The sequence below is a fragment of the Paraburkholderia bryophila genome (assembly GCF_003269035.1).
Lineage (GTDB): Bacteria > Pseudomonadota > Gammaproteobacteria > Burkholderiales > Burkholderiaceae > Paraburkholderia > Paraburkholderia bryophila.
The window spans coordinates 96,276-121,803 of record NZ_QLTK01000024.1 but is presented as its reverse complement, the minus strand read 5'-3'; the positions used below and the strand labels follow the sequence as shown (position 1 = coordinate 121,803).

At 61.9% G+C, this 25,528-nt stretch carries 27 protein-coding genes and 3 pseudogenes; 15 read left to right on the top strand and 15 right to left on the bottom strand.

Features of this window, described 5'->3' with window-relative positions; all coding sequences use genetic code 11:
- Positions 1-229: 229 nt before the first annotated feature.
- Positions 230-563, bottom strand: a pseudogene (locus BX591_RS27230) (hypothetical protein).
- 246 nt (positions 564-809) lie between these two features.
- Between BX591_RS27230 and BX591_RS27225 the strand changes: the two are divergent.
- The 3 genes from BX591_RS27225 to BX591_RS27215 all read left to right on the top strand — a co-directional run bounded on the left by BX591_RS27225 (position 810) and on the right by BX591_RS27215 (position 2,460).
- Positions 810-1,262: an Hsp20/alpha crystallin family protein gene (locus BX591_RS27225; RefSeq protein WP_111934420.1), complete on the top strand. Its 453-nt coding sequence runs from the start codon at positions 810-812 to the stop codon at positions 1,260-1,262.
- A gap of 24 nt (positions 1,263-1,286) precedes the next feature.
- A complete protein-coding gene (locus BX591_RS27220; protein ID WP_111934419.1) occupies positions 1,287-1,694 on the top strand; it encodes an Hsp20/alpha crystallin family protein in 408 nt (135 codons plus the stop codon).
- 202 nt (positions 1,695-1,896) lie between these two features.
- Positions 1,897-2,460 carry an Hsp20/alpha crystallin family protein gene (locus BX591_RS27215; RefSeq protein ID WP_111934428.1) on the top strand — a complete coding sequence of 188 codons (564 nt, stop codon included), beginning with the start codon at positions 1,897-1,899 and terminating at the stop codon, positions 2,458-2,460.
- 119 nt (positions 2,461-2,579) lie between these two features.
- Here BX591_RS27215 and BX591_RS37020 read toward each other — a convergent pair whose 3' ends face one another.
- A complete protein-coding gene (locus BX591_RS37020; protein ID WP_111934418.1) occupies positions 2,580-2,702 on the bottom strand; it encodes a DUF2934 domain-containing protein in 123 nt (40 codons plus the stop codon).
- A gap of 369 nt (positions 2,703-3,071) precedes the next feature.
- Between BX591_RS37020 and BX591_RS27205 the strand changes: the two genes are divergently transcribed.
- The 5 genes from BX591_RS27205 (at position 3,072) to BX591_RS27185 (ending at position 5,352) form a co-directional block, all read left to right on the top strand.
- Positions 3,072-3,275 carry a cold-shock protein gene (locus BX591_RS27205; RefSeq protein WP_111934417.1) on the top strand — a complete coding sequence of 68 codons (204 nt, stop codon included), beginning with the start codon at positions 3,072-3,074 and terminating at the stop codon, positions 3,273-3,275.
- 198 nt (positions 3,276-3,473) lie between these two features.
- Positions 3,474-3,704 carry a hypothetical protein gene (locus BX591_RS27200; RefSeq protein ID WP_111934416.1) on the top strand — a complete coding sequence of 77 codons (231 nt, stop codon included), beginning with the start codon at positions 3,474-3,476 and terminating at the stop codon, positions 3,702-3,704.
- Between the two features lie 377 nt (positions 3,705-4,081).
- Complete coding sequence (locus tag BX591_RS27195; protein ID WP_111934415.1) at positions 4,082-4,657, top strand: hypothetical protein; 576 nt, start codon at positions 4,082-4,084, stop codon at positions 4,655-4,657.
- Positions 4,658-4,698: 41 nt separating this feature from the next.
- A complete protein-coding gene (locus BX591_RS37390; RefSeq protein WP_111934414.1) occupies positions 4,699-4,935 on the top strand; it encodes a hypothetical protein in 237 nt (78 codons plus the stop codon).
- 99 nt (positions 4,936-5,034) lie between these two features.
- A complete protein-coding gene (locus BX591_RS27185) occupies positions 5,035-5,352 on the top strand; it encodes an H-NS family nucleoid-associated regulatory protein (RefSeq protein ID WP_111934413.1) in 318 nt (105 codons plus the stop codon).
- Positions 5,353-5,483: 131 nt separating this feature from the next.
- Here the strand turns inward: BX591_RS27185 and BX591_RS36225 are convergent, their stop codons facing one another.
- Complete coding sequence (locus tag BX591_RS36225; RefSeq protein ID WP_146749817.1) at positions 5,484-6,065, bottom strand: hypothetical protein; 582 nt, start codon at positions 6,063-6,065, stop codon at positions 5,484-5,486.
- Positions 6,066-6,223: 158 nt separating this feature from the next.
- Between BX591_RS36225 and BX591_RS37385 the strand changes: the two are divergent.
- Positions 6,224-6,300, top strand: a pseudogene (locus BX591_RS37385) (IS6 family transposase); the annotation flags it as partial.
- Positions 6,301-6,894: 594 nt separating this feature from the next.
- On the opposite strand, the gene BX591_RS27175 reads toward BX591_RS37385, so the two are convergent.
- From BX591_RS27175 to BX591_RS27160, 4 genes and pseudogenes are all read right to left on the bottom strand, one after another.
- A complete protein-coding gene (locus BX591_RS27175; RefSeq protein ID WP_111934411.1) occupies positions 6,895-7,185 on the bottom strand; it encodes a hypothetical protein in 291 nt (96 codons plus the stop codon).
- Between the two features lie 311 nt (positions 7,186-7,496).
- The gene (locus BX591_RS27170; RefSeq protein ID WP_111934410.1) at positions 7,497-8,576 is read right to left on the bottom strand and encodes a linear amide C-N hydrolase; all 1,080 of its coding nucleotides are present in this window, start codon (positions 8,574-8,576) and stop codon (positions 7,497-7,499) included.
- Between the two features lie 195 nt (positions 8,577-8,771).
- Entirely contained in the window at positions 8,772-9,116 is a 345-nt protein-coding gene (locus BX591_RS27165) for a cupin domain-containing protein (protein ID WP_111934427.1), read from the bottom strand.
- An 83-nt stretch (positions 9,117-9,199) separates the two neighbouring features.
- Positions 9,200-9,604: pseudogene (locus BX591_RS27160) on the bottom strand (VOC family protein).
- 692 nt (positions 9,605-10,296) lie between these two features.
- Between BX591_RS27160 and BX591_RS27155 the strand changes: the two are divergent.
- Complete coding sequence (locus tag BX591_RS27155; protein ID WP_111934409.1) at positions 10,297-10,617, top strand: hypothetical protein; 321 nt, start codon at positions 10,297-10,299, stop codon at positions 10,615-10,617.
- A gap of 264 nt (positions 10,618-10,881) precedes the next feature.
- Positions 10,882-11,244, top strand: coding sequence for a translation initiation factor Sui1 (locus BX591_RS27150; RefSeq protein WP_111934408.1), 363 nt, complete (start codon positions 10,882-10,884; stop codon positions 11,242-11,244).
- Between the two features lie 41 nt (positions 11,245-11,285).
- On the opposite strand, the gene BX591_RS27145 is transcribed toward BX591_RS27150, so the two are convergent.
- Entirely contained in the window at positions 11,286-12,419 is a 1,134-nt protein-coding gene (locus BX591_RS27145; protein WP_111934407.1) for an FAD-dependent oxidoreductase, read from the bottom strand.
- 111 nt (positions 12,420-12,530) lie between these two features.
- Between BX591_RS27145 and BX591_RS27140 the strand changes: the two genes are divergently transcribed.
- Positions 12,531-13,211, top strand: coding sequence for a TetR/AcrR family transcriptional regulator (locus BX591_RS27140; RefSeq protein ID WP_111934406.1), 681 nt, complete (start codon positions 12,531-12,533; stop codon positions 13,209-13,211).
- Between the two features lie 40 nt (positions 13,212-13,251).
- Here the strand turns inward: BX591_RS27140 and BX591_RS27135 are convergent, their stop codons facing one another.
- A complete protein-coding gene (locus BX591_RS27135; RefSeq protein ID WP_111934405.1) occupies positions 13,252-13,899 on the bottom strand; it encodes a LysE family translocator in 648 nt (215 codons plus the stop codon).
- Between the two features lie 103 nt (positions 13,900-14,002).
- Between BX591_RS27135 and BX591_RS27130 the strand changes: the two genes are divergently transcribed.
- The gene (locus tag BX591_RS27130) at positions 14,003-14,851 is read left to right on the top strand and encodes a LysR substrate-binding domain-containing protein (protein WP_111934404.1); all 849 of its coding nucleotides are present in this window, start codon (positions 14,003-14,005) and stop codon (positions 14,849-14,851) included.
- 46 nt (positions 14,852-14,897) lie between these two features.
- Here the strand turns inward: BX591_RS27130 and BX591_RS27125 are convergent, their stop codons facing one another.
- Both BX591_RS27125 and BX591_RS27120 read right to left on the bottom strand, forming a co-directional pair.
- Positions 14,898-15,371, bottom strand: a complete 474-nt coding sequence (locus BX591_RS27125) for a GNAT family N-acetyltransferase (protein ID WP_111934403.1) — start codon at positions 15,369-15,371, stop codon at positions 14,898-14,900.
- Between the two features lie 77 nt (positions 15,372-15,448).
- Positions 15,449-16,729 (bottom strand): DUF445 domain-containing protein, encoded by a 1,281-nt coding sequence (locus BX591_RS27120; protein ID WP_111934402.1) that lies wholly within the window; start codon positions 16,727-16,729, stop codon positions 15,449-15,451.
- Positions 16,730-16,925: 196 nt separating this feature from the next.
- On the opposite strand from BX591_RS27120, the gene BX591_RS27115 reads away from it, so the two are divergent.
- The gene (locus tag BX591_RS27115; protein WP_111934401.1) at positions 16,926-18,068 is read left to right on the top strand and encodes a metallophosphoesterase family protein; all 1,143 of its coding nucleotides are present in this window, start codon (positions 16,926-16,928) and stop codon (positions 18,066-18,068) included.
- Positions 18,065-20,689 carry an AAA family ATPase gene (locus tag BX591_RS27110; RefSeq protein WP_111934400.1) on the top strand — a complete coding sequence of 875 codons (2,625 nt, stop codon included), beginning with the start codon at positions 18,065-18,067 and terminating at the stop codon, positions 20,687-20,689. The genes BX591_RS27115 and BX591_RS27110 overlap by 4 nt, the downstream gene beginning before the upstream one ends.
- A 93-nt stretch (positions 20,690-20,782) precedes the next feature.
- Here the strand turns inward: BX591_RS27110 and cobJ are convergent, their stop codons facing one another.
- The 4 genes from cobJ to cobG are packed head-to-tail and all read right to left on the bottom strand — an operon-like array spanning position 20,783 to position 25,528.
- On the bottom strand, positions 20,783-22,543 hold the full coding sequence (gene cobJ, locus BX591_RS27105; RefSeq protein ID WP_111934399.1) for a precorrin-3B C(17)-methyltransferase: 1,761 nt from the start codon (positions 22,541-22,543) through the stop codon (positions 20,783-20,785).
- On the bottom strand, positions 22,540-23,271 hold the full coding sequence (locus tag BX591_RS27100) for a precorrin-2 C(20)-methyltransferase (RefSeq protein ID WP_111934398.1): 732 nt from the start codon (positions 23,269-23,271) through the stop codon (positions 22,540-22,542). Before BX591_RS27100 ends, cobJ begins: the two co-directional genes overlap by 4 nt.
- Positions 23,272-23,898, bottom strand: coding sequence for a precorrin-8X methylmutase (locus BX591_RS27095; RefSeq protein ID WP_111934397.1), 627 nt, complete (start codon positions 23,896-23,898; stop codon positions 23,272-23,274).
- Positions 23,891-25,528 carry a precorrin-3B synthase gene (gene cobG / locus BX591_RS27090; RefSeq protein WP_276330784.1) on the bottom strand — a complete coding sequence of 546 codons (1,638 nt, stop codon included), beginning with the start codon at positions 25,526-25,528 and terminating at the stop codon, positions 23,891-23,893. The genes BX591_RS27095 and cobG overlap by 8 nt, the downstream gene beginning before the upstream one ends.

The following is a 25,528-nucleotide window of genomic DNA, read 5'->3' as shown; positions in this document are numbered from 1 at the left end:
GCTGAGGCAAACTACTATCGGCAACTTGAAACACCGGTCGCCGAACCCGCATTAACTTAAACCAACCAGCCTCCACGATTCCCGGGGCGGTTCACCTGCCCTCGCCAGCAGCCAAGGGTGTTCGATAGCGCTTTGAGCGCCGCCGTTCCCCGGTGTTACAGCGCGAACTGAATCCCGGCCATTACTGGATTGGCGGTACAACGTCCAGCTTTTCGGCGAGCATGCGCTCTTACACGCCGAAGTGCAGGTCAACTTCTTCCTGCCTGACTTTTGCCACTAGAATATTCACTCGATCGGGCAGCACACCCAGAACCGCTGCAATTGCCACTTCCAGTTGCGGCACGCACACGCGGTCCTCGGCGAGCGTCGTTCCAACGATGATGTCGTAGGTCGGTTCCTGGTCCAGGACCAGTTCCACGAGCCGCGCGCACACTCATGTTGTTGTCAATGGCGAGCCTCGCGACCTCCGCGACGTCACGTATTGTTTCAGTCGGAAAGCCTCTGGTCGAGCGCAGCCGCACACGGTGCCGTCCCAGCGTGAGCCGGTCAGAATTAAAGTCCATGATGTCCTCCGTGAATTCTTGCGATGGGTTCGACAATAGGTGCCAGTTGAGGGTTTTCAAGCCCAAAAATTTCTCACCAGCACCCCTTGAAGTTTTCACTGCAAGGCCTATTTTGGATTTCGCTCAAGCAGATGCGCTGGGTTTTCAGGCGCGCTGCGTGTTTCGATTTGTCTGCCAGCAAATGGCAGGCGAACTGGAGCGCATAGGCCAGTTCGCCTCCATTTGGCATTTACGGAGGATACGACCATGAGTGATCTCTATTCAAGAACCGACCTGTTCAGTGAATTCGACCGTCTGCAACGCCAGATGGCCGGCCTGTTCGGAGGCTTTCCATCCAGCATCCGTTCCGGCAATGCCGGCACCTTCCCGCAGATCAATATCGGTGCGACCGACGACTCGATCGAGATCGTCGCGTTCGCGCCGGGCATCGACGCCGCCGCGATCGACCTGTCGATCGACAAGGGGCTGCTGACGATTGCGGGCGAGCGCAAGCCGGTGCGACCGCACGCCGGCGGCGACAATCGCGACGACGTGCGCACCTACGCTCAGGAGCGCTTCAGCGGCGCGTTCCGGCGCGTGATCGAACTGCCTCAGAACGCCGATCCCGACAAGGTGCAGGCGCGCTACACCAACGGCTGCCTGTCGATTACCGTGGGCAAGCGCGAAGCGTCGAAGCCGAGGGCCATCACCGTCCAGTAACGCCAGTTATTCGAGGAGAAAACGATGAACGACAGGACACAGGTTGCAGAACGCGACCGGCAACCGGCAGCACGACGCGAGGGCGAGCAGCCGCCGCGGCGGATGACACTTACCCCCGCGGTTGATGTATTCGAAGACAGTCAGGGCATCACGCTTTGGGCGGACCTGCCGGGCGTCACGAAAGACAAGCTCGAGGTGAGGGTGCACGACGGCAATCTCTATATCGAAGCCGAAGCGGTCGTGCCGACACCGGTCGGTCTGCGGCTGCAGCATGCCGAGATTCGGGAACCGCGATTCGCACGTGCATTCTCGCTGAGCCCGGACTTTGACACCTCGAATATCGACGCGAACCTGCGGGACGGCGTGCTGAGACTGACCATTCCGCGCCGCGACGAAGCAAGGCCGCGACGCATCGAGGTGCAGACAGGCTGAGCCCGGACGATCAGCAGCGACGGCGAAAAATTGGTGGCGGCCCTTAGGTCGCCATCACCTGCGTCGTGGAGGCACGAAGCAGAGCGCAATGGAAAAATTGAGGGCTTCTCGCGAGGCGCAGTTCCGCCGCACAAGCAGAAACTTTGCACTGTGGGCCCAGATGGATATCCAGTTTTCCTGTCAAACCATCGAGGTGAATACGATGAATAACGACCTGAAAAAGTGGAACCCCTTCAAATTCATTCGCGGGTCAGTAGGCAAGTCCGGCACGGACGGCCCTTGCAATCAGGCAGCCAGCGAGCCCGGACTTACCACATGGCCTGACCTTCAGCGGCTTTTCTCGCGTGATTCGCTACGTGCGATGGAGGATTTCTTTCTCGATCCGTTTGCCGTGCGCGGCACCCTCGACCGATGGTTCGGCGACTTCAGCTCGTCGCGTTTACAGCCGCGCATCGACTTGGTGGACGAGGGAAAGATACTGCGCGTGACCGTCGAACTGCCAGGCATGGAGAGGGAGGATCTGACCATCAGCGTCGAGGACGGAGCGCTGGTGCTGCGCGGCGAGAAAAGACAGGACGTGCACAGTGAGGAGGACGGCTGTTATCGTCTGGAGCGCGCTTACGGAGCGTTCACACGCACGATAGCAATGCCTGAAAACGCTGATCCTGACCGTACTCTCGCAAAGTTTGAAAAGGGCGTGCTCACCTTGACCGTACCGAAGCACGAGTCCTTGCGATCTGCCCGCCGCACGCTCGATATTGGCTAGCGTTGGGTCACCCTTTGCGGTTGCGAAAAGACAAGTCGCGAAGGTGATCGCCGCAGGTCAGGTCAATGAACTTGCGGCGATCATTGCGCCTCAAGGTCGCGAATCAGGTGCCAGTATTCCTAAGTGCGTCCGGCAGGGCGCCCGTCCTGTTCCCACAGAAAGTAAGCGCGCTCGCGAACGCTCTGCTCACGGGCCAAGTTCGTTTCCGAACTGCTCGCCACGTCATCGTCGTAGGGGGCCATCTAGCCGCCACGACCGATGTGGATTCTTGCGGAAGGCTCGGGAGTTCTGCTTCGGATACCAGGCGGCCGTGGGCGGCTGCCTCGGCGCTTTTGCTTCATAAGGTGCGTCGGCCATCTCATCTTCTGCGTGCCCGAGAGTGATGGGGTAGGTGTGAATGACGGCGCCACTGCATACCTCGACAGGGCGAAGCGCGAAATGCGTTGACATTATTGCCCGGTCACGTTACTGTGGCTCTCGAAATATTCAAGAAGCTCGATTGCTGATCACCATTTTCCGCCTCTTCTGCGCGGTACTCGTTATCCTCTCCTCTTCCTTGAAGTTTTTGTCGCTCCGCAACGGAGCAGTTATTTTTATTTCAAGGAATTCTCATGGATACCGGTACTGTTAAGTGGTTCAACGATAGCAAGGGCTTTGGCTTCATTACTCCTGACGCTGGCGGCGACGATCTCTTCGCTCACTTCTCGGAAGTTCGCGGCGACGGTTTCAAGACGCTCGCGGAAAACCAGAAGGTGACCTACGAGACAAAGCGCGGCCCGAAGGGTATGCAGGCCGCAAACATCTCGCCGCAGTAACGTATTTCAAGGGCCGGTCTACCGGCCCTTTGCATGTCTGCCGGACTAGTATCCTCGCGGAGCCGTGTGCTCCCGATCTGATCGCACGTTTCACCGTGCGCGTCATTTGTCTTGTCGACACGATCCGTCTCGCTTCATTTTCAATTTATTTCGCCTCTACGATATAGAAGTCGTACGGGTGTCGCTCGGTTATTGCTTATGCAAAATAATAAACATCTTCACCACTACAACGGTTATTCAGTCTCCCCTTCCGCACATCGTCTGCCGGACGGCTGGTTTGCCGCCAACCTCCTGCTCGTCAGGGGGGATGCCCTCGAGGCTGATCCGGTTTCCTACAAATTCCACGCGCTCGACTATTTCGATAATGAAACGCAGGCCCTGGGACACGCTACGAACTGGGCGCGTGACTGGGTCGACAGCCGCGGATAGTCGGCAATACACTTGCCTCGTAGCGGCAAGATGGACGGCGGCGAGGATCGACGAGCCAGAGGCGCAGACCTCGTCCGATCGCAGCGATACACAGCAAGAACACTTCTGCCTGCATGAACTGATTTCATTGCGGCGACACCGTTTGGCGCCGCGCCAGTGGTCCGGTGGAGAGGGGCGCGCAGGATGCCTATCGCATGACGCGTAAAACACGCCACGCCTATCACCCGCGCCAACATACTGTTCACACAACGTCGCAATGAAGCGCCTCGAAGCTGCTCGAGCTTGCGCCCGCCAGAACGTCACTCAACCGGATCACGGGATCCGGTCGCCTGATCGACACAACGCTGTTCCCGTCGATCGCATCTCCAGGAGCAGATATGGCGCTATTGATCATGCAGGTCGCGGTAAGCGGAGAACTGGTCGAGATTTTCGAAATGCCGGTTGATGATGTCGACGGCCACCGGATGCTCGCTGCCGCCAATGAGGACGAACGGGTGATTCATCCCTCGGGACACGCTCTCGAAGACGGTGAGGTCTGGATCGATCTGATCGACGGAGATGGCGAGACGCTGTTCGATCAGGTGGCATGTTTTCACCGGGCGGATGCTTCGGACGCTTTGCAGATTCATTTCGGCATGAATGTCGATGTCGTGAGAGATTGCCTCTCAAAGTCGAACATCGCATCGCTTCACGCAAGGCACCGTCTGGCAGCCCACGCCTACTTTCGCAAAGTTGACCGTCTGGTCGATTGCTCGCTGGTGGGCTCCCGGCAGAGCAATCGTCGTCGTGTCGGTGATGCCAGTGTCATGGACCTCGTGATAGAACTTCGCAGGCGGCTGGACAGTGTCGTCACCCAACTCGCGCTTAGCGAGCTGCCAACGCCCGTGCAGGCAGCAGCAGAGCAACTGAAAGACGCGGCAAAGAGTTATGTGGGCGCGGTTCAGAGTCTGTAAAGCAGCGGACTAACCCGAGTTGTGGAATGTGAAGGAACTGTATGCAGAGAACGGTGAACTATCGCGGGTTTGAGATTGATGTTGACCTGGTGCCCACGTCCAAAGACATGTTTGACGCGTGGTTCCGCATCGAGGGACCGACTCACACCCCCGGAGTGGCTGCGCTAGGCCAACGGATCAAAGTCCGCGGCGGACCGTTTTCGCGTCGTTGGGCTTACTTCGTCGCGGAGATCGCGGGTCAGGCGTCAATCGACGTCATCCTTGGTCCCGACGACTAGTTGGCACCGCAAACATTGCGAAAGAGCGGACTTATACCGCGACCTTCGCCGCATGTCGTCAAGACAGGCATCGGACACGATTGAAAAGGAAAGAGGTTCATGGACGAACGCAAGCGAGAAAGCATGATTGCCTATCTCCGGCACCGCATGGAAGACTTCGGCATTAGCGCGGACGATCTCGCCACCGCGCTCGCGGCTTTACCGGAAGCTGAGCGCTACCGCAGCGCGAACGGCGATAGCTGGAGCGGCGAAGGGGCTATGCCTCAATGGCTGAAGCAGGCTATTAGTGCTGGACAGTCCATCGGACACTTCGAGTTGACCTCAGGTTCGGTTTCCAAGCTCCGCCTACAGGCAGGAGCAGACTGGACGAACGACCCCTTCGCAGGGAGTCCGCTCGCGCGGCCGAGCGCCCGTTAGTAGACACTGCCCGCCTAACGAGAGCACACATCTCCCCTTGTGGGCTCGCCAGGTTTCGCGCTGCAGTTGTGCATCATCCCGCCAGGCGTTGAACTCCCCAGCGCGCCAGGCACACGCTTTTCCCTCAAGTTTTAAAATTTTGGTCCTGTGTTTGTCTCGACCTTGGTGCAAGTGGCGTCGAAATCCTCGAACCCGCTTGCAAGGGTTAGTTGCCCCGTCATTCGATCGATGCGGACTTTCGCCCTGTTGACCATATTCAGTCTAAGCGTACCGGTGATCTCCCTTTCACCGACAAAGGCTTCGTTGAGCGTGAACCACCCATCACGAGCACTGTTGATTTCGGGCATGATTTCGTGAGGTACCCGAATCCTCACACTGCCGCCCGCGATCTCGACATTCGCGGTACCGTTGAAAGGTCGGCGTCCCGTGGTTGAGCTGTTCGTGCTTTTGTTATAGCTGTGCGTCTTGTTGTCGTATTCCATTCCGTTCGATACTTGCGATTCCAGCACCGATCCAGATCCTTGGCACAGCAGTGTCGTGGTGGCCTGGGCGTAGGCCACTGGTGCACCACTGATGGTCAAAGCGATCGCAACGGCGATCGGTCGAATTACCGTCATCGGAGTCTCCCATTGAAGGTCTTTCCAATCTCCCGAATTGGATACGTCGTCTGGAAGATTACAGCTTTTCTTAGGTTTCCGGTCGAAAGCGGTCATTCGCGCTCAGTATGCGAGGGGCTTAAAGTGGCCGAGGCCGTGTAAAAACGAGTGAGCCGGCGGTCTGTCGAGCGACCGGTGAGGCCGCGCCTTCGCAGCTTCCTGTTGTCTACGACTGAACTGATTGCGCCACGCCAGCAAGCATAGGCATGTGTGAGGATCGGTTTGCGAGATTCGCTGGTCGTTCATGGCGGATCGACGAGACATATATATGAAAATCCGTGGCAAATGGGGTGACAGTTGATACCGCCACAACGTGGAGTGTTTGCACGGATGTAAGCTGTAGGAATCTCCAGATGTTGCAGGCGCACGACATGTATGAAAGCGGTGCATTTCTGAAGCACTTTGAGGCATCTCCATTTTTGTGCGCGCTGCCCGACGGAAAGACTGCAACCGTTGGGATTGTTGATCATGGGATCGATCGGGGTGGCGATCCATGGCTACGACTTGAGTTCAAGGTAGGCAACCTTGTCGTCGGACACGCCGACCACTACCGAGAAAGATATAGACGTCTCAATGGACGTCATATCCGCTCCCGCGAGCGTTGCCTTCAAAGCATGCGTCACACCCGTCAACGCTTTTATGGGCCTCCCCGATTCAATCCGTTGTGAGCAATCATGGATCGACTACCACGGCCACGCGATGGTCGAGGGACAGGAAAAATCGCGAATTTACGTACCGGCAGTTCGATAGCGATGCGACGAACAGTCTCCAACCAGCCCCGGTCGGCAACGATTTGTGTGGCCACCTCGAAGGTCCGCTGCTGGCCGTACACGCTCCAACGCAAACCGCACTCGCTTGCTCCTGCCGAGTTCGCAAATTCGCGCCGTTATTGCAGGCCGCCCCGGTGTATCACGAACGTTTCGGTGCGGGAACCATATCGTTTCGTGACTTCTGCGTCTGTCATCATGCGGGACGATTTCAGGATGGGACTTACCACGACATACAGTCGATCGGGATCGGGGCCGTACATATAAAAATAACCGTCATTGCCGTCAAGGTGAAATTCGGTCTCACCGAGTTCGCCAACACCCGCAAGCTTTATCGCGCTTTCTAGCCGATGTTCCAGCGCGTGAATTCGCGGCAAATCTTTGGGGTAATAGTCGAAATGGACCATCATTATCGGCCCTGTGGCCTTTGTAACGGCTCCGAAGCTGCTGCGTTGCCCGCAAACAAAGCCATGCATAGAAACGTGGTGACTGTTCGTCTCAACATGAACACGAAATCGTAGGTGAAGTGAGGATCAATTGTCGACCATGCAGGCAGTTCGTCGAGTGTCACTTTGTGGCCCGACGTCTGTCCAACGTGGCCGCTGTAGCGGACCCGAATCGGCCCTTGGCGAACCCTATTTCAATGATCGTTCCCGAGCGTCCAGTCGCCAACCGAGCCCAGCGGGCACCGCTGAACGCGAGGTGCGGACAGCACAGGAAGTCAGTGCGACTTGTCGGCATCGAGCCCGAGGAACTTAAACGGCGCTGCGGGCTGGAAGTCCGCAGAGACTTCACCGTTAAACGTATTGCGCTGGTCCTTGCCGAGATCGAGTCGCTTGACGGGGGCGCCAGTGGAGAAATCGACCTTCTTAAGATCGACCCAGAAAGTGTTGGGCGTCAGCGCGGACTCGAAGAAGTAGAGCATGCGCTTGTGGTCGACGACCGTACGCCAGCGGGTGGACGAGATGTTCGGTTCATCCGGCGTCGTGATCCCGAACGGCACCGACACGTTCCGGATCACGCTGAAGACGCTGGCGAGCGCGACAACGGGATCCTCGCTCTTCGGGATGGCATTGATGTAGAAGGAAGCACGCGCAAAGCGATCCGCCGAGCGATTCGTCCCGGGCAGCCACGACGTGCCGCCAATCCGCTTCCAGTATTCGTTCAGTGCGAGTTGTTCGTCGAAGGTCGGCGAGTTGGTCATGACCTGGTACTGCCGCCCATGGTGGATGATCTGCCGGCCGTTGATGTATTCGACGATGGCACTGTCACCGGTGGCATCCGACATGGACAGGTGCAGCGTGGCAAGTCGCTGCTCGCCGGGCACGTTGTCGCTCACGACCGTGAAGGGCTGCTTCTCAAGTGCGGCAACGGCTTCTGAGACGGTCGCAAAGTTGTCGAGCACGTACTGCGCCCACGCGGCGATGGTGAGGCCGGGTTTCGAGTTCCTGTCGTAGGCGGGGTATTGCGATTCGACGAGCCAGAGCAGCTCGGCAGCCAGGCCCTTTTCGTTCATACCGTCGGTGGTGGAGACGTCGTAGCCCGTGGCCACGACACTACCGTATTTTGCGGTCCATTTGAGCGAGTTCGGACCCGCTTCTCCAGTGCGAGCGATGCCGCGCGGCAGGATATAGAGATTGGTGGCCACGTCGAGTTTCCAGTCCATTGATCGGGCCGTGATGACATCGTTGTTGTCGCCCAGATAGACAACACGCGTACAGGCAAACGACGCGACGGGCAGACTGACAAGAGTCGTCGCAGCGACGAAACAGGACAGAACCGAACGAAGCGTGCTGTGCATGACAACTCCTTATTGTGGTTGCCAGATACTGATTTCCTGCGCGCGAGGACCCAGTCACCTGATCAGGCGACTCAGCTAACACTGGCCATTCAGAGCCCCGGAGTGGATGACACTTCCTGGCTGCGTGCTGCTCACCGCGCCAGCCACATGTCGACCTGTTAGGGACATTCGCTGTTCGCGGAAGCGGACGTTCGTTCACGTCTGAACGCCGCCTTCTGGGCCGAAGAAGATTACCCAAGTCCTGAAATCATCACTGAAGCTCTCAAATCGATGATCCACATGCGCGGGCACGAAGAGCAGATCGCCGCTGCTGAATTCAAGGACGTGGTCCGCGCGGCGGAACGTTCCCGAACCTGAGGCAATGATGTAAAGCTCATCGCGCGTATGTGGCGATTGCTTGTCTGAACCTCGTGGCGCATACAGCTCGATTGATACGTCGCCACGCTCGAACAGAACGCTAAACGGCAGCGGGAGCTTGGACAGCAGGCCAGACGCTTCCGCCTCGGAGATGTGAAGAACATCGTTTGGAATAGTTGTCATGATCTGATTTTCTCGCACGCCGTTGCAAGCACAACTATCGGGTCTGCGTCCGCTGAACTCCGTCATGCACCCTGAGAGGGGCTTCATGCCCCATCGAACGCAGGGACGTGACTGGCAACGCAGAGTTTGTTTCCCTCAGGGTCGCGAAAGTACGCACCGTAGTAATTTTCATGATATTGCGGCCGCAGCCCAGGCGGACCTTCGCAGCTACCGCCATTGTCCAATGCTATCTGGTAGGCAGATCGGACAACCGCCCTGGAGCTTGCTGCGAAGGCGATCATTTGTCCATTGCCCGGATGATGTGGCTGTCAGTTAAAGGGCTGGCAGATAACGAAGAAGGGGCGCGCGCTGTCTGCACTGTGCCACCCGGCCCATGGCCTATCCCGGTCGCAGAAACGCAATTCGACGCCCAGGCTGCCCATCACGGCATCGTAGAAGCGCAAGGCGCGCTCGAAATCACTAACGCTGAAAAAGACATGAGAAAACACGCTTGCTCTCGCGGAGATACGGCAATCGCTTCAACCACCCGTTGCCAGCCGGGCCCGGAAGTCGCCCAGGCGCGAGGACAGATACCTGGTGGACCGTCGGAATGTCGACGCATGATTGTCGGCGAATCTGGCGGTCATGTCGAGCGTCTGGAACTGGCCGCGTACTGTCAGACACGGTCGGCACAGCGAGGGACACGCTCGTCGAACGGGAATGTCGGATCGTTTGTCGTGTCGGACATGATTCTCTTGCGAACAGGATTTGAAGTTATGTTGCTTGAATATCCATTCGCAGAGAGCTTTCACCTACGAACCTCCTAAGTGCCAGCAATGTCGTGATTGGTCGCGATGCTACACCGAATAAAGCATGACCAAATTACCACGCGCGCTCGATTTTCTTCGTTGAATGCCGCCGGCCTCATGGTCAATTCTCGGGGCAATCGGGCGAAGAATCCGTTAGTTTTTTCCATGAAAAACTTCGCTGCACGACACAAAAAGTCCGAGTTTTTCCGACCTCGACGCGTTCAACCCGAATCCGCGCGGTAAATGCATCCGCTTTGCAGCAGCCATACACGTATTCGCGCAGCCCCTGATGCATCCCCACAATCGCGCGGCACACCGCTTGCTCGATTCATGGTCAAGCAGACGACGTTCGTCTGCGTCGATTTTCCAATCCGATCGAGGAGGGATGGATCATGAACAAGGCAACCAGCGCATTAATCGCGGCCGTCGCCGCACTCACGCTGTCGGGCGGTGCTCATGCCCAAGCGGCCGGCGGTTCGAACAGCGGGTCGTCAGGGAGCACGGCAAGTCCGGCGAACCAGATGAATCCGATGAACGGCGCAAACAGCGGGTACGGTACGCCGGGCACGCCGAACTCGGATAGCGGCAGGGTCATGGGCGCGCCGAATTCGGGCCTGCCGAGCAGCACGAACAGTACCTCGACCAACAGCGCGCCGAAGAGCAACAACACGCTGGCAAGGCCGAGCGTCGTGTCGCCGGCCGCGGGTCAGTAGTAGTCGGTAGCAGTGGCTTGATCAAGGCGAAGAACTAGTCGCGAATAAACCGCGGGGAGTTAACCGCCAATAAGCGATCAAGCAAATTAATCGTGCGGGGCGCCGGGTCGTGACGACCGGCGCCCTCGTTTCGTGGCTCGGAAACTCTGACACCCCATCGGCGACGCGAGGCAAGAGTTCTGCAGTTACGCCCGCGACGATCACATCAACGCGCCTGCTAAACTCCTCGCGTTCCCGATCTCCTTGTCTTCCAGTAAGCCAATCATGAAGAGCAGTTCAAAAAGCGGCCTCGTCTATTCGACCGAAGGCGGGCGCATGTGTCCCGACTGTCGGCAGGTACGCGCGGAATGTGTTTGCAAGACACTGGCCAAAAAGTTACCCGCAGGTGACGGCGTCGTGCGAGTGAGTCGCGAAACCAAAGGCCGCGGTGGAAAGAGCGTGACAATCGTCAAAGGCCTGGCGCTCGATCCCGTTGCCCTGGCGGTGCTCGGCAAACAATTGCGTACGGCCTGCGGTACGGGCGGAACGGTCAAGGACGGCGTGATTGAAGTGCAGGGCGATCATTGCGAACGCGTCATCGAGGCGTTAAAAAAATACGGCCACAGCGCGAAGCGGGCCGGCGGGTAATCGCTTCAATCAGCGGTAACGCGACCCGCCCAATCGTCCCCTTACTCGACCGCCTGATAATTAGCCAGCATGTCGACCAGACTCTGTGGTGCGTCAGAGCCTAGGCAGATATCCAGAATACCTACCGCCTCCCTGGCTTCGAACGCGCTGCGCGGAAACAATTCTTTTTCATACGCGAGAAGCGCGACTTCTACATTCCCCTGATTAGCGATTAAAGCCTTCGCCAGTTCAGCACCGTCGAACATGGCGAGGTTCGCCCCTTCGCCGGACGGCGCCATCAGATGCGCCGCATCGCCGAGCAGCGTCACGCCGGGCACGCGCGACCATCGGTGCTCGACCGGTAGCGCATGAATAGGGCGCGGCACCGGGTCGGTTTCACCATCGGTTATCAAGGCTTTCAACGCCACGGCCCAGCCATCGAACTCTTCCGCCACGCGAGCCAGGGCCGTCGCCGGCTCGGAGAAGTCGATGCTGTCGATCCAGTCCTTGGGCTTGTTTAATTGCACATACGTATGCAGCACGCCATCGGGCTCACGGTGCGCGGCAATGCCCTTGCCCGGCGTCATCGCGAACAATGCGCCACCGCCCACCGCTGCCGCGCTTGCCTTGTGACGGGTGTCGCTATCGAACAGGTAGGTCTCGATGAACGACGTACCGACATACGTCGGCCTGGCATCCGAAACGAGCGCGCGGATTTTCGACCATGCGCCGTCGGCGCCAACGAGTAGATCGGTAGTGACCGTAGCGCCGTTGGCAAACGTCAGCCCATGCCGTCCACCGCCGAGCGCGGCCACCTCGGTGACCTTGTGCCCCCAGCGCACCGTGTCGGCAGGAAGCGAGTCGAGCAGAATCCGGCGGAGCGCGCCGCGCGGCACCTCTGGCCGGCCGCCCGAACCGTCGTCGGGATGGTCGAGCAGAACCGCGCCGTCCTTGTCGAGCACCCGCGTTGCCTGACCGCCCGGATGGATGATCTCGACGAATCGATCGAAGAGTCCCGCTGCCTTGAGCGCGAGCTGCCCGTTGTTTTCGTGGATATCCAGCATGCCGCCCTGCGCTCGCGCGTCGGCGGAGGCTTCCGCTTCGTAGATCGTCGCGGCGATGCCATGAACATGGAGAACCCGCGCCAGCGTCAGCCCGCCGAGCCCCGCGCCGATGATCGCAATTGAAGTGTCCATCCTGATTCCCTTGAGCAGTCGGAGACGCCCAGAGAACCTGCAGAAGGCAGTCTCTGGAACGGCATTCCATAGTAATATTGGAACAACATTCCATAAGTGTCAAGGCGAGACATGGCAAAGAAAACCCGTAGCGTTCAGCGTAGAGAGGATTCGCTATCGCCCGAACGAATCGTCGAGGCTGCTATCGAGGTCCTCGACAGCGGCGGAGAGAAAGGCCTGACGTTCCGGGCCTTGTCGGAGCGGCTCGCTACCGGCCCAGGTGCGATTTACTGGCACATCGAGAGCAAGAGCGATCTGCTGACGGCCGCATGCGACGCGATCGTCGCTCGCACACTGAACGCGCCAGTGGACGGCACGACGCCGGAAGCAGGCATTCGCGCGCTGGCGCTGGCCATGTTCGACGCGATCGACGAGCACCCGTGGGTCGGCTCGGCGCTGACACGCGCCCCCGGGCAACTGCCGACGGTGCGCGTGTTCGAGCGCATCGGCCAGCAGTTAAGGGCGCTCGGTGTGCCGCGCGAAGAAGAGTGGGCCACGGTGTCGGCGTTGCTGAGTTACATCCTCGGGGTCGGCGGGCAGAACGCGGCGAACACGCACTTTGCCCGCGAGCAGGGCCTCGATCGCTCCAACTTTCTGGGTGAGGTGTCGACCGTGTGGTCCGAGCTCGATCCGGATGAGTACCCGTTTACCCGCAGCGTGGCGAGCCAGTTGCCCACGCACGACGACCGCGCTGATTTCGTCGCGGGCATCGATCTTATTCTTAGGGGTGTTGCGTCAACGCGCGATCGCTGAGCCGGGTTGACTCGTCGTTTCGTGTCCTCAGAAAGTCGAGTCAATGCCCGCCCGCCAGCCTCACCGCGTCGATCGCCATGTGTCCGCCGAGGGCCAGCAGAACGCAACCCATGACCCAGCGTTGCGCGAGCAGAAGTCCCGGGCGGCTCGCGAGAAACGACGCCATGCTGCCGGAACAGATCGCCACGAAGCCATTGACCGATGCGAACGCAACGATCAACGAAGACCCGAGCACCAGCGATTGCTTCAACACGCCACCCGCCTGATAGTCGATGAATTGCGGCAGCAGCGACAGAAAGATCATCGCGAGCTTGGGGTTCAGCAGGCTGGTCGTGGCGCCGATCGCGAGAAGCCGGCGAGGTTGTTCGCGAGGCAGATCGCGCACCTCCAGCGGAGAGCGGCCACCCGGTTTCACCGCCTGCCACGCGAGATAAAACAGATACGCGGCACCCGCCGCCCCCAGAACGCTCGCCGCATACGGCACGCTTAAAAACAGCGCCGTAATGCCGAACGCCGCCGAAAACATATAGAAGAGATACCCGAGCATCACCCCCGCCAGCGATATCAGCCCGGCGGTGCGCCCTTGCGCGATGGAACGCGACATGACGTAGACCATATTCGGGCCCGGTGTCACGGCCAGCATGCCGCCTACCGCGAGAAATCCGTAAATCGACGCCGTACCGTGCATGTTCAGAAGCTCCTTCAGGGATTCGTCGCTGACAGTATCGGTTCGATGCAGTTTCAAGTAAAACGCATTAAACTGAAGTCATTGCTCAGATTTTCTGACGAATATGAAAAAGCTCGATCTCGATGTGCTGGAAATGGTGGTGGCGGTCGCCGAGACGGGATCGTTCGTGGGCGGTGCGGAGTCGGTGCACCGCTCGCCATCGGCGGTGAGCATGCAGATCAAGGCGCTCGAAGACGCACTCGGCAAGCCGCTTTTCGAGCGCAGTACGCGTAGCCTCGCGATTACGGCGGAGGGCAAGACGCTGGCGGACTACGGCCGGCGCATGCTGGCCATGCGGGAGGAAGCCTGGGCGTCGATCGTGCGCCCGGAGATGAAGGGCCGCGTCACCATCGGCGTTCCCGACGACTACGCTTCATCGTTGCTGCCGCAGGTGCTGGGCAAATTCGCCGCGGCACATCCACGGGTCGACATTCGCGTGATTGGTCTTGCCAGTGTCGCGCTCGTCGCGTTGCTGAAAGACAATACGCTGGACCTCGCCTGCATCACCAGGGTCAAGGGTCTGGCGAGCGAATTCATCCGGTTCGAGCCGATGGTGTGGGTGGGGTCGTCGGCGAGAAAGGTGTGGAAGGAGCGCCCGCTGCCGATCGCCGTGTTCGCGCAAGGGAGTACGGCGCGTGCCAATGCGATCCGCGCGCTGCAGCGGGAGAACATTAAATATCGCATGTCGTACGAAAGCCCGAGTTTGCTGGGACTGATCAGCATGGTGGACGCCGGGCTCGCGGTGGCGCCGCTCGCCAGGTGCAGCGTGCCGGCGCACCTGGCTCAGTTGTCGCAGAACGAAGGCTTGCCGCCGCTGGATGATCTCGAAGTGGTGCTTGCCCGCAGCGCCCGGTCGGACCGGCCACCTTGCGATTTTCTGGCTGAGCAGATTCTGGCCGGGATGCGGGTGTAGGGCGCTCGCTTAACGGCGCGGCCCGCTCGACAATTTCCTGAGCCGGTCAGACTTCCGCGCCCGTTATCCGTTCGGCCGTCGGATAGACGTAGTGGCGATATCCCTGTTCGTCGTGCGTATAGCGAAAGCCCGCGTTTTCGTAGAGACGGCGAGCCGGATTGTCTGCCTTCACACCCAGGGTAAGTGTGCCAAAACCCTGCGCGCGGGCATCGGCGATGAACTGCGTGAGCAGTTGCCGACCGAGCCCATTGCCACGCCGATCGGGGACCACGTAAATCGATGCGAGAACCGCCGCCTCGCCGTGGACTTCCCAAAAGAAATAGCCCACCGGCGTGTCACCCGATTCGGCGATGAACATGCGATCGAGATCGTTCGTCCATTGTTTCAGATGAAATTGCATGCCACCCGCCCAGCGTGTTTCCTGCTGCGGCTCGATCTGCCGGATGTAGTCCAACTCACCGAGATAGATTGTCGGCAGATCGGTGGGGCGGGCACGGCGAATCGAATAAAGGCTCGTCATTAGTAAATTGAGTACACATCAACTGGTGGAAGAAAGCATGGCAACGCCTCTTGCCTAAAAAGGTCGCACCCGGCAACTCACTGAATATGCGCGCGCAGCACCTCAAACAGCAACGAACTCCCATACAGTAACAAGCCAATAAACCCACCGACAATCGTCCCATTGATCCGGATGTACTGCAGGTCCTTGCCGATATTCAGTTCGATTTGCCGCGACATCTCACGCGAATCCCAGTTCTTGACCGTATCGCTGATATGACGCGTGAGGAACTGCGCGAATTCCGGCGCCATTGCGCGAGCGGCGTCTTCCAGATGATCGTTCAACGATTGTCGCAGCGCGGGATCGTTCGCCAGTTCACGGCCGACCCATTGGCCCATTGCCATCACACGCGCGTGCAAGGCGGAATCAGGGCTCTGCAGGTCGCGCTTGAGCCAGGCGCGCAATTCGCCCCACATGTCTTTCACATACGTGCTGAGCGCTTCGCCTTCCACCAGATAACGCTTCAGGTCTTCGCCTTTCTGCAGGAACGCCGGATCGGTCTTGAGTTTGACGATCAGCTTGTGCGCGGCCTCGTCGAACCGGGCGCGCAATTCGTGGGTGGGGTTGTCGCTGATCTGCTGCAGCATGCGGTCCACGGTGTTGGCGATGGCCTCCGCGCCTTTCTCGCCGAGCCACGCGGACGGCAGAATCTTCTCCATCTTCGGATACTCATTCTTGACCCAGTCGACGATCCGCCCGGCGATAAACTCGCGCGCCTGCGGTTCGCGCAGCAGCATCACCACCTGTTCGATGCCGGCGTCGAGCAACTCCTGGTGGCGGCCGTCTTTGGTCAGCGTATCGAGAATTGAGCCCATCGATTGCGACAGGTCCACCTTGGTGAGCACGTCGCGCAGCGCGTCCTTGATGAAGCTCTGAATCCGCACGTCGTCGGTCAGTTCCAGAATGCCGCCGGCGAGCTTCACGACGTAATCGCCCAGGCGCGCGGTATTGGCGGGCTCGGTCAGCCAGCCGGTGATGCTCTGCGCCGGATCGTGCCGCTTGATCAGGCCGACCAGCGAGGGCACGTCGAGGAACTTATCCTGCACGAACACCGCGAGGTTGTCGGCGATCTTATGCTTGTTGCGCGGAATGATCGCGGTGTGCGCGGATACGATCAGAATCGGCACGCGGCGAAACAGCGCGGCCACCGCGAACCAGTCGGCGAGCGCGCCGACCATCGCGGCTTCGGCCACGGCCTTGATGCCGTCCACCCACACACCACGCGGCATGAACGCGGTCACCACGAAAACGCAGGCGGCCGCGAGCAACAGCAGCAACGGCGTGCGTTTGGCCTGTTTCAGTTCGATTGCTTTATTCATCGGCGATTAGGCGAGGTTCGAGTCTGATGCGATTGGACTGCACGCTCCGTACACGTCCGGACACGCGAGTGTAGCGCCGCTCGCCGGGCAATGCGCCAATCGCGCGGAGGTATCTTTAGCGCGTCGGCGCGGTAACATTCGCGGTTAGACTGCGAGGTCGTGTAATAGAACGCAATGTGAACGCAATGGAGGCACAGTGATCAGGTTTCTGCACACCGCGGACTGGCAGATCGGCACGCAATTCGGCCAGTTCGAGCCGGACGAAGCCGCGCATCTCGCGGAGGCGCGATTCGACACCGTGCGCCGCATCGCGACGGAAGCCGCCGCGCGCAAGGTCGACGCGGTACTGGTGGCGGGTGACGTATTCGATCTGCAGACCGTGTCCGACACGGTGATCCGCCGTCTGTTCGGCGCGCTGCAAGCGTTCAGCGGTGCGTGGATCATGCTGCCGGGCAATCACGACGCGGCGCTGGTGGAGAGCGTGTGGACCCGCGCGCAGCGCCTGAATTGCATCGCGCCGAATGTGCGCGTGGTGCTCGAACCCGGCGTGGTGCTGCTCGACGATTGCCGCTGCGCCTTGCTGTGCGCACCGCTCACGCAACGCATCACGTACGACGACACCACCGGCTTCTTCGATACGACGGAGACGCCGCCGGGTTATCACCGCATCGGTCTCGCCCACGGCAGCGTGAGCGGGATTTTGCAGGAAGGCATCGACTCGTCGAATCCGATCGCGCCGACGCGCGCCGTGAGCGCGCGTCTCGACTACCTCGCGCTCGGCGACTGGCATGGCCATCTGCGCGTCGACGAACGCACCTGGTACGCCGGCACGCACGAGCAGGACCGGTTCCGCGCCAACGATCCGGGCTTCATGCTCGACGTGACCGTGAGCGAGCCGGGCGCCGCGCCGGTGGTCGAGGCGGTGCGGGTCGGTCAGTATCAGTGGCATCGCTGGGACGAAACGATCGCCGTGCCGACCGACGTGGACGCGCTCAAGACGCGGCTCGCGGCGCTCGGCAGCCACGACGTACTGCGTCTCGCGGTAAGTGGCACGACCGCGTTGGCGGACGCCGAGGCGATTCATGTGGCGGTCGAAGAAGCCCGTGCCCGCGTACGCGCGCTGCGCGTCGACCTGAGCGGCCTGCAAGTGCTACCTACCGCCGACGACCTCGCGGAACTCGGCGCGCAAAGCGGTTATCTCGCCAAAGTCGTGGCGCGCTTGCGCGGCTTGCAGGAAGACCCGCAGTCCGACCCGCAACAGGTCAAGCGCGCGGCGGAAGCGTTATTGCTTCTGGCGCGTTTTCAACGTGAACTGCCGCGCGAAGCGAGGTCCGCATGAAGTTGGAAAGTATCGCGATTCAGGAGTTCAAGCAGTTTGCGGGGCGTATCGTCATCGACGATCTGCAACCGGGACTCAACCTGTTCGTCGGGCCGAACGAGGCCGGCAAAAGTACCATTGCCGAAGCCGTGCGCGTGGTGTTTCTGGAGCGCTACAAAGCCTCGCATCTGAAGGATTTATTGCCGTGGGGCAAGGCGAGCGGACAACCGTCGGTCGAAGTCAGCTTCAATCTGGACGGCGCCGCCTGCCGGTTGTCGAAGCAGTTCGTCACGCGGCAGCGCTGCGAGCTGAAGATCGGTCAGAGCGTATTCGGCGAAGACGAAGCCGAAGACAAACTCGCTGCCTTGCTCGGGTTTTCTCGCGCCGCGCGCGGGCCGCTGAAGGCCGAGAACGCGGGCGTGCCCGGTTTGTTGTGGGTGCAACAAGGCGGCACGCAGGAGGTGCGCGACTCCACCGGCCACGCGGCGCAATATCTGCGCGATGCGTTGTCGCAACTGTCGGGCAGCCGCGAATCGGCCGGTGAAGACGCGTTGATCGTTGCCGTGCAGCGTGAACTGCGGCAATTGCTCACCGCGCGCACGCAGAAAGCCACCGGGCCGCTGGCCGAAGCCGAGCAAACGCTCGCGGGTTTGATCGAGCAACGCAACGAACTGGAGCAGCAGCGTCTGCAGTTCGAAGAGAACATTGCACGCCTCGCGACGCAGCAGGAAACGTTCGAAGACACCGAGCGCAAGCGTCCGTGGGAGCTTCACGAGCAGAAGGCCGTGCTGGCGCAACAGCGCGCCGAGGCCGCGGCGGAACTGGAGCGCGGGCTGGAGGGATTGGTGCACGCGCTGAAATTAGGCGAAGCGGAACTCGCGCTGTCGTTGCAGCAGGAGCAGAACGCTGTAGAACTGGAAGCGAACGTCGCACGCGAGCGGCAGCAGCTCGACGTGGCAAGAGCCGGCGTAGCCTCCATACAGGCCGACTATGCGCAAGCCGCGGCAAGCGTCGCGCAATTCGAGCAGGCCTCCGTAGCGGCCGACCGTGCGCTCGATCTGGCGAACGCGGCGGTGACCGCAGCCGACTTGCGCAATCAGATTGGCCTCTACGAGAGCGAAAGCCAGCGGCTCGACGTGGCTATCCAGGCCGCCAGCCAGGCGAATGAAGCCGTACTCGACGCCGCTCGCGCAGCGGCGGCCGTCGAAATCGACGAGGCGAAACTGAAGCGGCTCGCCACGCTCGACGGCGAATTAACCCTATTGCGCGCCCGCACCGAAGCGGCGATGACGCGCATCGAATACACGTTGAGCGGCGCGATTGCCGTCAATGGGACGACGGTGAGCGGTGACGGCGTGCTGCGCGTCGACGAGGAAAAGCTGATCGGCCTCGGCGCACTCGGTGAATTGAGGGTGATTCCGGGCGTCTCGGATCTCTCTGCGCAGTTGACCGAACTGGCGTCGCTCGAAACGCAGCATGCGCAGTTGCTGCAGGCGCTGGGCGTGGCGTCGCTCGTTGAAGGCGAACTCAGGCGCGAACAGTGGAAGACGCTCGTCGCGCAGCAGAAAAGCCATGCCGGGATTCTCCAGGTCCACGCACCGCAAGGCATCGACGCGTTGCGTGCGGCCTTGGCTTCGGCGGCGGCGCGTTGGCAGGCGTCGAACGATCGCCTGAAGAACTTGCCCGACGTGTCCGCCGCGCCACCGCTCGACGAAGCGCGACGCAACGCCGGGACCGCGCGCGACATGTTGGAAGCGGCGCGCAAGGTGTTGGCGCAGGCAGCGGAGAAACGATCGACCGGCGTCGCCAACGCGGAATCGCTTGCTGCGCAATTGCAGCGCAAGGAAGCGCAGTTGAGCGATGAAACCTTCTGCCGCAACCGTGCGCAGTGGCAGACCAAAATCGTCGAACAACGCGTCCAGGTCGACGCGCAACGCAGGCAGCACGAAGCGCGCGAGCGCGAACTGCAAGCGGCGCGGCTCGACGATCCGGCGGCCGAGGCGAAACGCTATCGCGCGTCGGCGGATCTGGCGCGTGGTGAACAGCACGAGCGTCAGGTGCGGATCGCGCAATTGCGCAGCCAACTGGAAACGGTCGGTGCGTCCGGGCTCGGTGAACGGTTGGCGGCGCTGGAAGCGCGCGTCGAACAGGCCACGCGTCGCAAGGAAGAGTTGAGCCTGCGGGCCGGCGCGCTGAGTTTGCTCGACGAAGTGCTCGTCGACGAACGCGACGCGGCGGTCGCGCAATTGCGTGCACCCTTGACCGAGCGGCTCGGCTATTACCTGCGCCGAATTTTCCCGCAATCGACGATCGCGCTCTGCGACGATCTGAGTCCCGCTACGCTAGACCGTTACGGCCGCGCGGATACGCTGGAAGCATTGAGCTTCGGCACGCGCGAACAGCTCGGCATCCTGACGCGGCTCGCCTATGCGGACCTGCTGAAGGCGTCGGGCCGGCCGACACTGCTGATGCTCGACGACGCGGCCGTGCATACCGACGCCGCACGTCGCGACGCGATCAAGCGCGCGCTGCTCGACGCGGCTACCCGGCATCAGATTCTGGTGTTCACCTGCCACCCGGAGTTGTGGGACGATCTGGGCGTGCGGCAACGGGCCATCGACGATCTCAAAGTCGCGGCTTAGGCGGACGTCGCCGGGCGCATGCCCGGCGGCCGGTTTGCATCAGCCAACGGCCGATTCACATCGGGCAACGCATCCGCCGTCACGCGTCCCGCTTCACTCATACCATCGGGGCGTATAAACCCATTCGTCGCCTTCGAGGTCACCGGCGCCTTTTGCAAAACGCCGCGTGGTCGATGAACCGACGATCACCATCGTGCGCATATCCACGTCGGACGAGCGCAGCTCGCCTAGCGTGACCGTGCGCAGCGTGCCGCCGGGTCGACCGACGTCGCGCCCCAGCACCACCGGCGTTGCCGACGCGCGATACGTCCTCACGATATCCAGCGCCTTGTCCAGTTGCCACGGACGGGCGCGCGAAATCGGGTTATAGAACGCCATCACGAGATCCGCTTCGGCGGCATGCCGCAGGCGCGTTTCGATGATGCTCCACGGCTTCAGATTGTCCGACAGCGACAGCATGCAGAAGTCGTGGCCCAACGGCGCGCCGGCTTGCGCGGCGGTTGCGAGCGCCGCCGACACGCCGGGCACGATGCCGAGTTCGACTGCTGCCCACGCGTCGTTCGCGGCGGCTTCGAGCGCTTCGAGCACTGCGGCCGCCATTGCAAATACGCCGGGGTCGCCCGACGACACCATCACCACCGAACGTCCCACGCTCGCCAGTTCGAACGCATGACGCGCGCGTTGCAATTCCTCGCGATTATCCGTGCCATGAACCCGCTGATCGGCGCGAAACGGGCCGGCCATTTTCACGTAGGTGTCGTAGCCGAGGATATCGGTTGCATGGTCGAGCGCGAGGCGGGCGGCGGGCACCATCAGCTCGGCGCTGCCCGGGCCCAGGCCGATCACGGTCAGGCGGCCGCGCCCCATGCCGACCGTGTTCGCGTCGATGGCGAGCGGCGTGAGGGCCAGCGCGACGCCCGCAGCGGGATCGTCGTGCAGGGTTTCGTAGGGGATGCGCAGCGCCGCGTGCAGCAGGTTGCTGGGTGGGGCGCCGTCGTCGGGGCGGGTCTGGGCGAAGCGCAACGGGACATTCAGGCTCGCGGCGGCGTCGGCCAAAGCGGGGTCCGCGATTCGATCCGAGGCGGCGAGCAGGGCGGCTAACGAAAGCGTCGCGAGGCCATGTTCGTTCAATGCGGCGCGTACGCTTGCTGCGATTTCGGTGCCCGATAAACATGCATTCGCGCGAGCGCCGTCGCCATCGCCAGCACCTTCACCAGCAGCAACCGCCGCCACCACGCTGCGCGGATGAATCACCAACTCGTCCTCACATCCATCCCACGCACGCGGCGTCACGCGAATCGCGAGACGCGCCGATGCCGAGCGCGGCAATTGCGCGTCGTCGAGCCACGGCGCTTCACCTTCGACACGCGTGCTTTCCCCCGCCAGCAGATCCGACACGAAGCGTTTGCCTTGCCCGATATCCGCCAGCGCGTAACCGTCGGGCGGATTGAGCACACAGGTGCCGAAGCGCAACTCACCGCTCGTCGTAATCGCGGGCGACACCTTCAACGCGGCGGCAATCTCGCGCGCCATCACGTTGACGCCGGCCAGACCGCCGAGCAGCGGCACGACCGCGCTGCCGTCTTCGGCCACCGCCAGCACCGGCGGCTCGACACCTTTGTTCGTCAACAACGGCGCGACGCAGCGAATCACGATACCTGCCGCGCACAACGCGACGATCGGCGTGCCGCCTGCATACAGCTCGCGCAACTGGGCGCCGAGTTCGGTGTACGGCACGTCGGCTGTCACGCGTTCGTGCAGCGCGTATACCTGGCTACCCGCGTACAGCGTTTGAATGCGCCGCGCGGTTTCCAATGCGCCCGCGCCGAGAATCACGATGGCCGGCGCCTTCATCCTTGCCATTTTTCCCCCGGCACGACCAGCAGGGAAAAATACGGCGACGCCATCGGCTCGACCTCGGCGAGCGGCACGATGCGCTGATTGCCCATCGTCGCGCGTTCGACGTACAGCGCGCGATCCGCGAGACCGAGTTCGCCCAGCACGCGCCGCACCTTGTCGAAATTGCGGCCGAGTTTCATCACGACGGCGGCGTCGGCGTCGGCGAGACGGCGGCGCAATTCGGCTTCGGGCAGCACGCCGGAGAGCACCGACAAGCTCTGATTCCGGTACACCAGCGGCGCGCCGAGCACCGCCGCGCCGCCGAGCATCGAGCACACGCCCGGCACGACTTCGCTCTCGTAGCGCGGCGCGAGCCGGTCGTGCAGATACATGTAGGAACCGTAGAAGAACGGATCGCCCTCGCAGATCACGGCGACGTCGCGGCCTGCATCCAGATGGCCCGCGACGATCTCCGCCGCGCCGTCGTAGAACTCGGCGATGATCGCTTCATACGACAGCGGCGGTTCGAGCGCTTCGGTCGTGACGGGATAGACCAGCGGCAGATGCTGCTGCGTGTCGTGCAGATGCGCTTCGATAATGCTGAACGCGTTGCCTTTCTTGCCCTTCGCGACGAAGTACGCGACCACCTGCGCCGCTTTCAGCAGACGCAGCGCTTTCAGCGTGATGAGTTCGGGGTCGCCGGGGCCGACACCGAGTCCGACTAGACGTCCTCGCACGGTCATTTATTCGACCTCCGTGGCGAGCGCGTTGACGGCGGCGGCAGCCATCGCACTGCCGCCGCGCCGGCCTTCGATCGCCACGTAGGGCACGCCGCGGCTGTCCTGCGCGAGCAGCGCTTTCGATTCCGCCGCGCCGACGAAGCCGACCGGAAAGCCGAGAATCAGCGCGGGCTTCGGCGCGCCGTCGTCGAGCATGTCGAGCAGATGGAACAGCGCAGTCGGCGCATTGCCGATCACGACGACGCTGCCCGCGAGGTGCGGGCGCCACAATTCGAGCGCGGCGGCCGAGCGCGTATTGCCGAGTTCGCGCGCGAGCGACGGCACGTCCGGATGCGTGAGCGTGCAGATCACCTCGTTGTTCGCCGGCAAGCGTGCGCGCGTGATGCCTTGCGCGACCATGCCCGCGTCGCACAGAATCGGCGCGCCTTGCGCGAGCGCCGCGCGGCCCGCCGTGCCCGCGCCTGCGGAAAAGCGCAGCGCGTCGACCACGTCGACCATGCCGCACGCGTGGATCACGCGGACCGCGAGTTTGTCGAGATCGGCGGGAATGCGCGACAAATCGGCCTCCGCGCGGATCGTCGCGAAAGATTGGCGATAAATCTCCTGACCGTCGCGGAGGTAATCAAGCATCGGGGTGACTCATGGGTTTTGCCTGTGAAGTTTGCTTAACGGCGACGTCGATCGGGGCGCCGATGTCGGCCAGGCGCGCGAGCGTGTCGGCGGCTTCGTCGATCGTGAGTCGTTGCGCGACGCAAGCGCCGAAACCGGGCGGGCCGTCGCGTCGATACAGGTCGTAAGCGCCGGGTGCGACGGCCAGCAACGTGTACGGTGCGCAATGCGCGGCGGCGCACGAACGCGGGCAGCCGCTCAGATGCAGCTCGACGCCGGCGGGCAGGCGTGGCGCGAGTCGCAGCGCGTCGGCTTTGGTGTCGGCGAGGCTCCTCGCGCAGCCAGTCGAGCCCGTGCAGGCGATCAGACGCGTGATGGCTTGCGCGGGAGCGGTGGCGAGGCCGAGTTCGGCCAGGCCGGTTAGCACGTCGGCCACGGCGTGGGTTGCGATGTCACGCAGCAGCACGCTTTGCCAGGGGGTCATCCGTAACGTGCCGTCGCCATGTCGTTGCGCGAGCGTGGCGAGGCCGTGGAGGGTGACGGCGTCGAGCCGTCCGAGCGGCGCTTGGCCGCCTGCGTGCCAGGTTTGCGGCTGGCTTTGCGCGTGTGCGCCGAGTCGCAGCGAAGCGTCGGCTGGCGTGTGGCGTCGCCAGTCGGCTAGCGACGTGTCGCGTAGCAATGGGAAATCGACGTAGCGTTGCGCGTGATGCAGCAGCGTGCCGGTGCCATGACTGGCGAGCAGGTGGCGCATACGCGTGGCATCGGCTGCGGCGAGATCGAGGAACGTGTGCAGCAACGCGCGGATCAGCGGGCAGACTTGTGACGGCAGCACGGCAGCTAAAGCGCCGCTGTGGTCGGCATGTTGTGATCCGGCTTCAGGCGGGCAACCCGCCAGACCAAACACGAACCGTACACCGTCGGCATCTTGCGTCGCCGCCAGCCAAACGTCGTGTGGATGATCGACACGCGCAAGTTTTTCGCCACCGTCCAGCAACACGGCGAATTTCGGCGACAGCGCCGCGAAACGCGGTTCGCTTTGCAGCAACGCGAGCGATTCGGCGCAAAGGGGAGCGGTATCGAACAACGCAAACGGGTCACGTCCCGCAGCGGGGCTGATCATCACGTTGCGGACATCGTCGGCGAGGCTGGCCGCTGCGTAGGCGGCGCGATCGACGTGAGCTGTTTCCGGCGCTGTCATGGTCCGCGTCGGGCTTGGTCCAGTCTCGACCGGCGCTGTCACGGTCGGCAGCGGGCTAGTTCCAGTCTCGACCGACGCTGTCACGGTCCGCGTCGGTCCAGGTTCAGCCTTGATCGATGCGTCGGTCTGCCAGGGTGCCGCCTCGACCAACGCGCCGCTCGGCCCGAGTCCCGCTTCAATCAACGCCTCGATCAACGCCGCGTCGTGACCCTGACGCACGCCACGCACCTGCAGATTCGCACGATTGGTCACTTCGATCGCGCCGGCGGCATGCTGCACGCTCGCATCGGCAATCGCGCGCGCCTGGGCCGCGCTCAACGCGCCGCCGGGCAGCTTGATCCGGCACAGGCCGCCGTCGCGCGCGGCGACGATCCGCAGCAGTCCCGGACAGGCGGACGGCCGCAGCGCATGCGCCGCACGATGCACAACAGGGAAGGACGAAGCTTGCTTCAA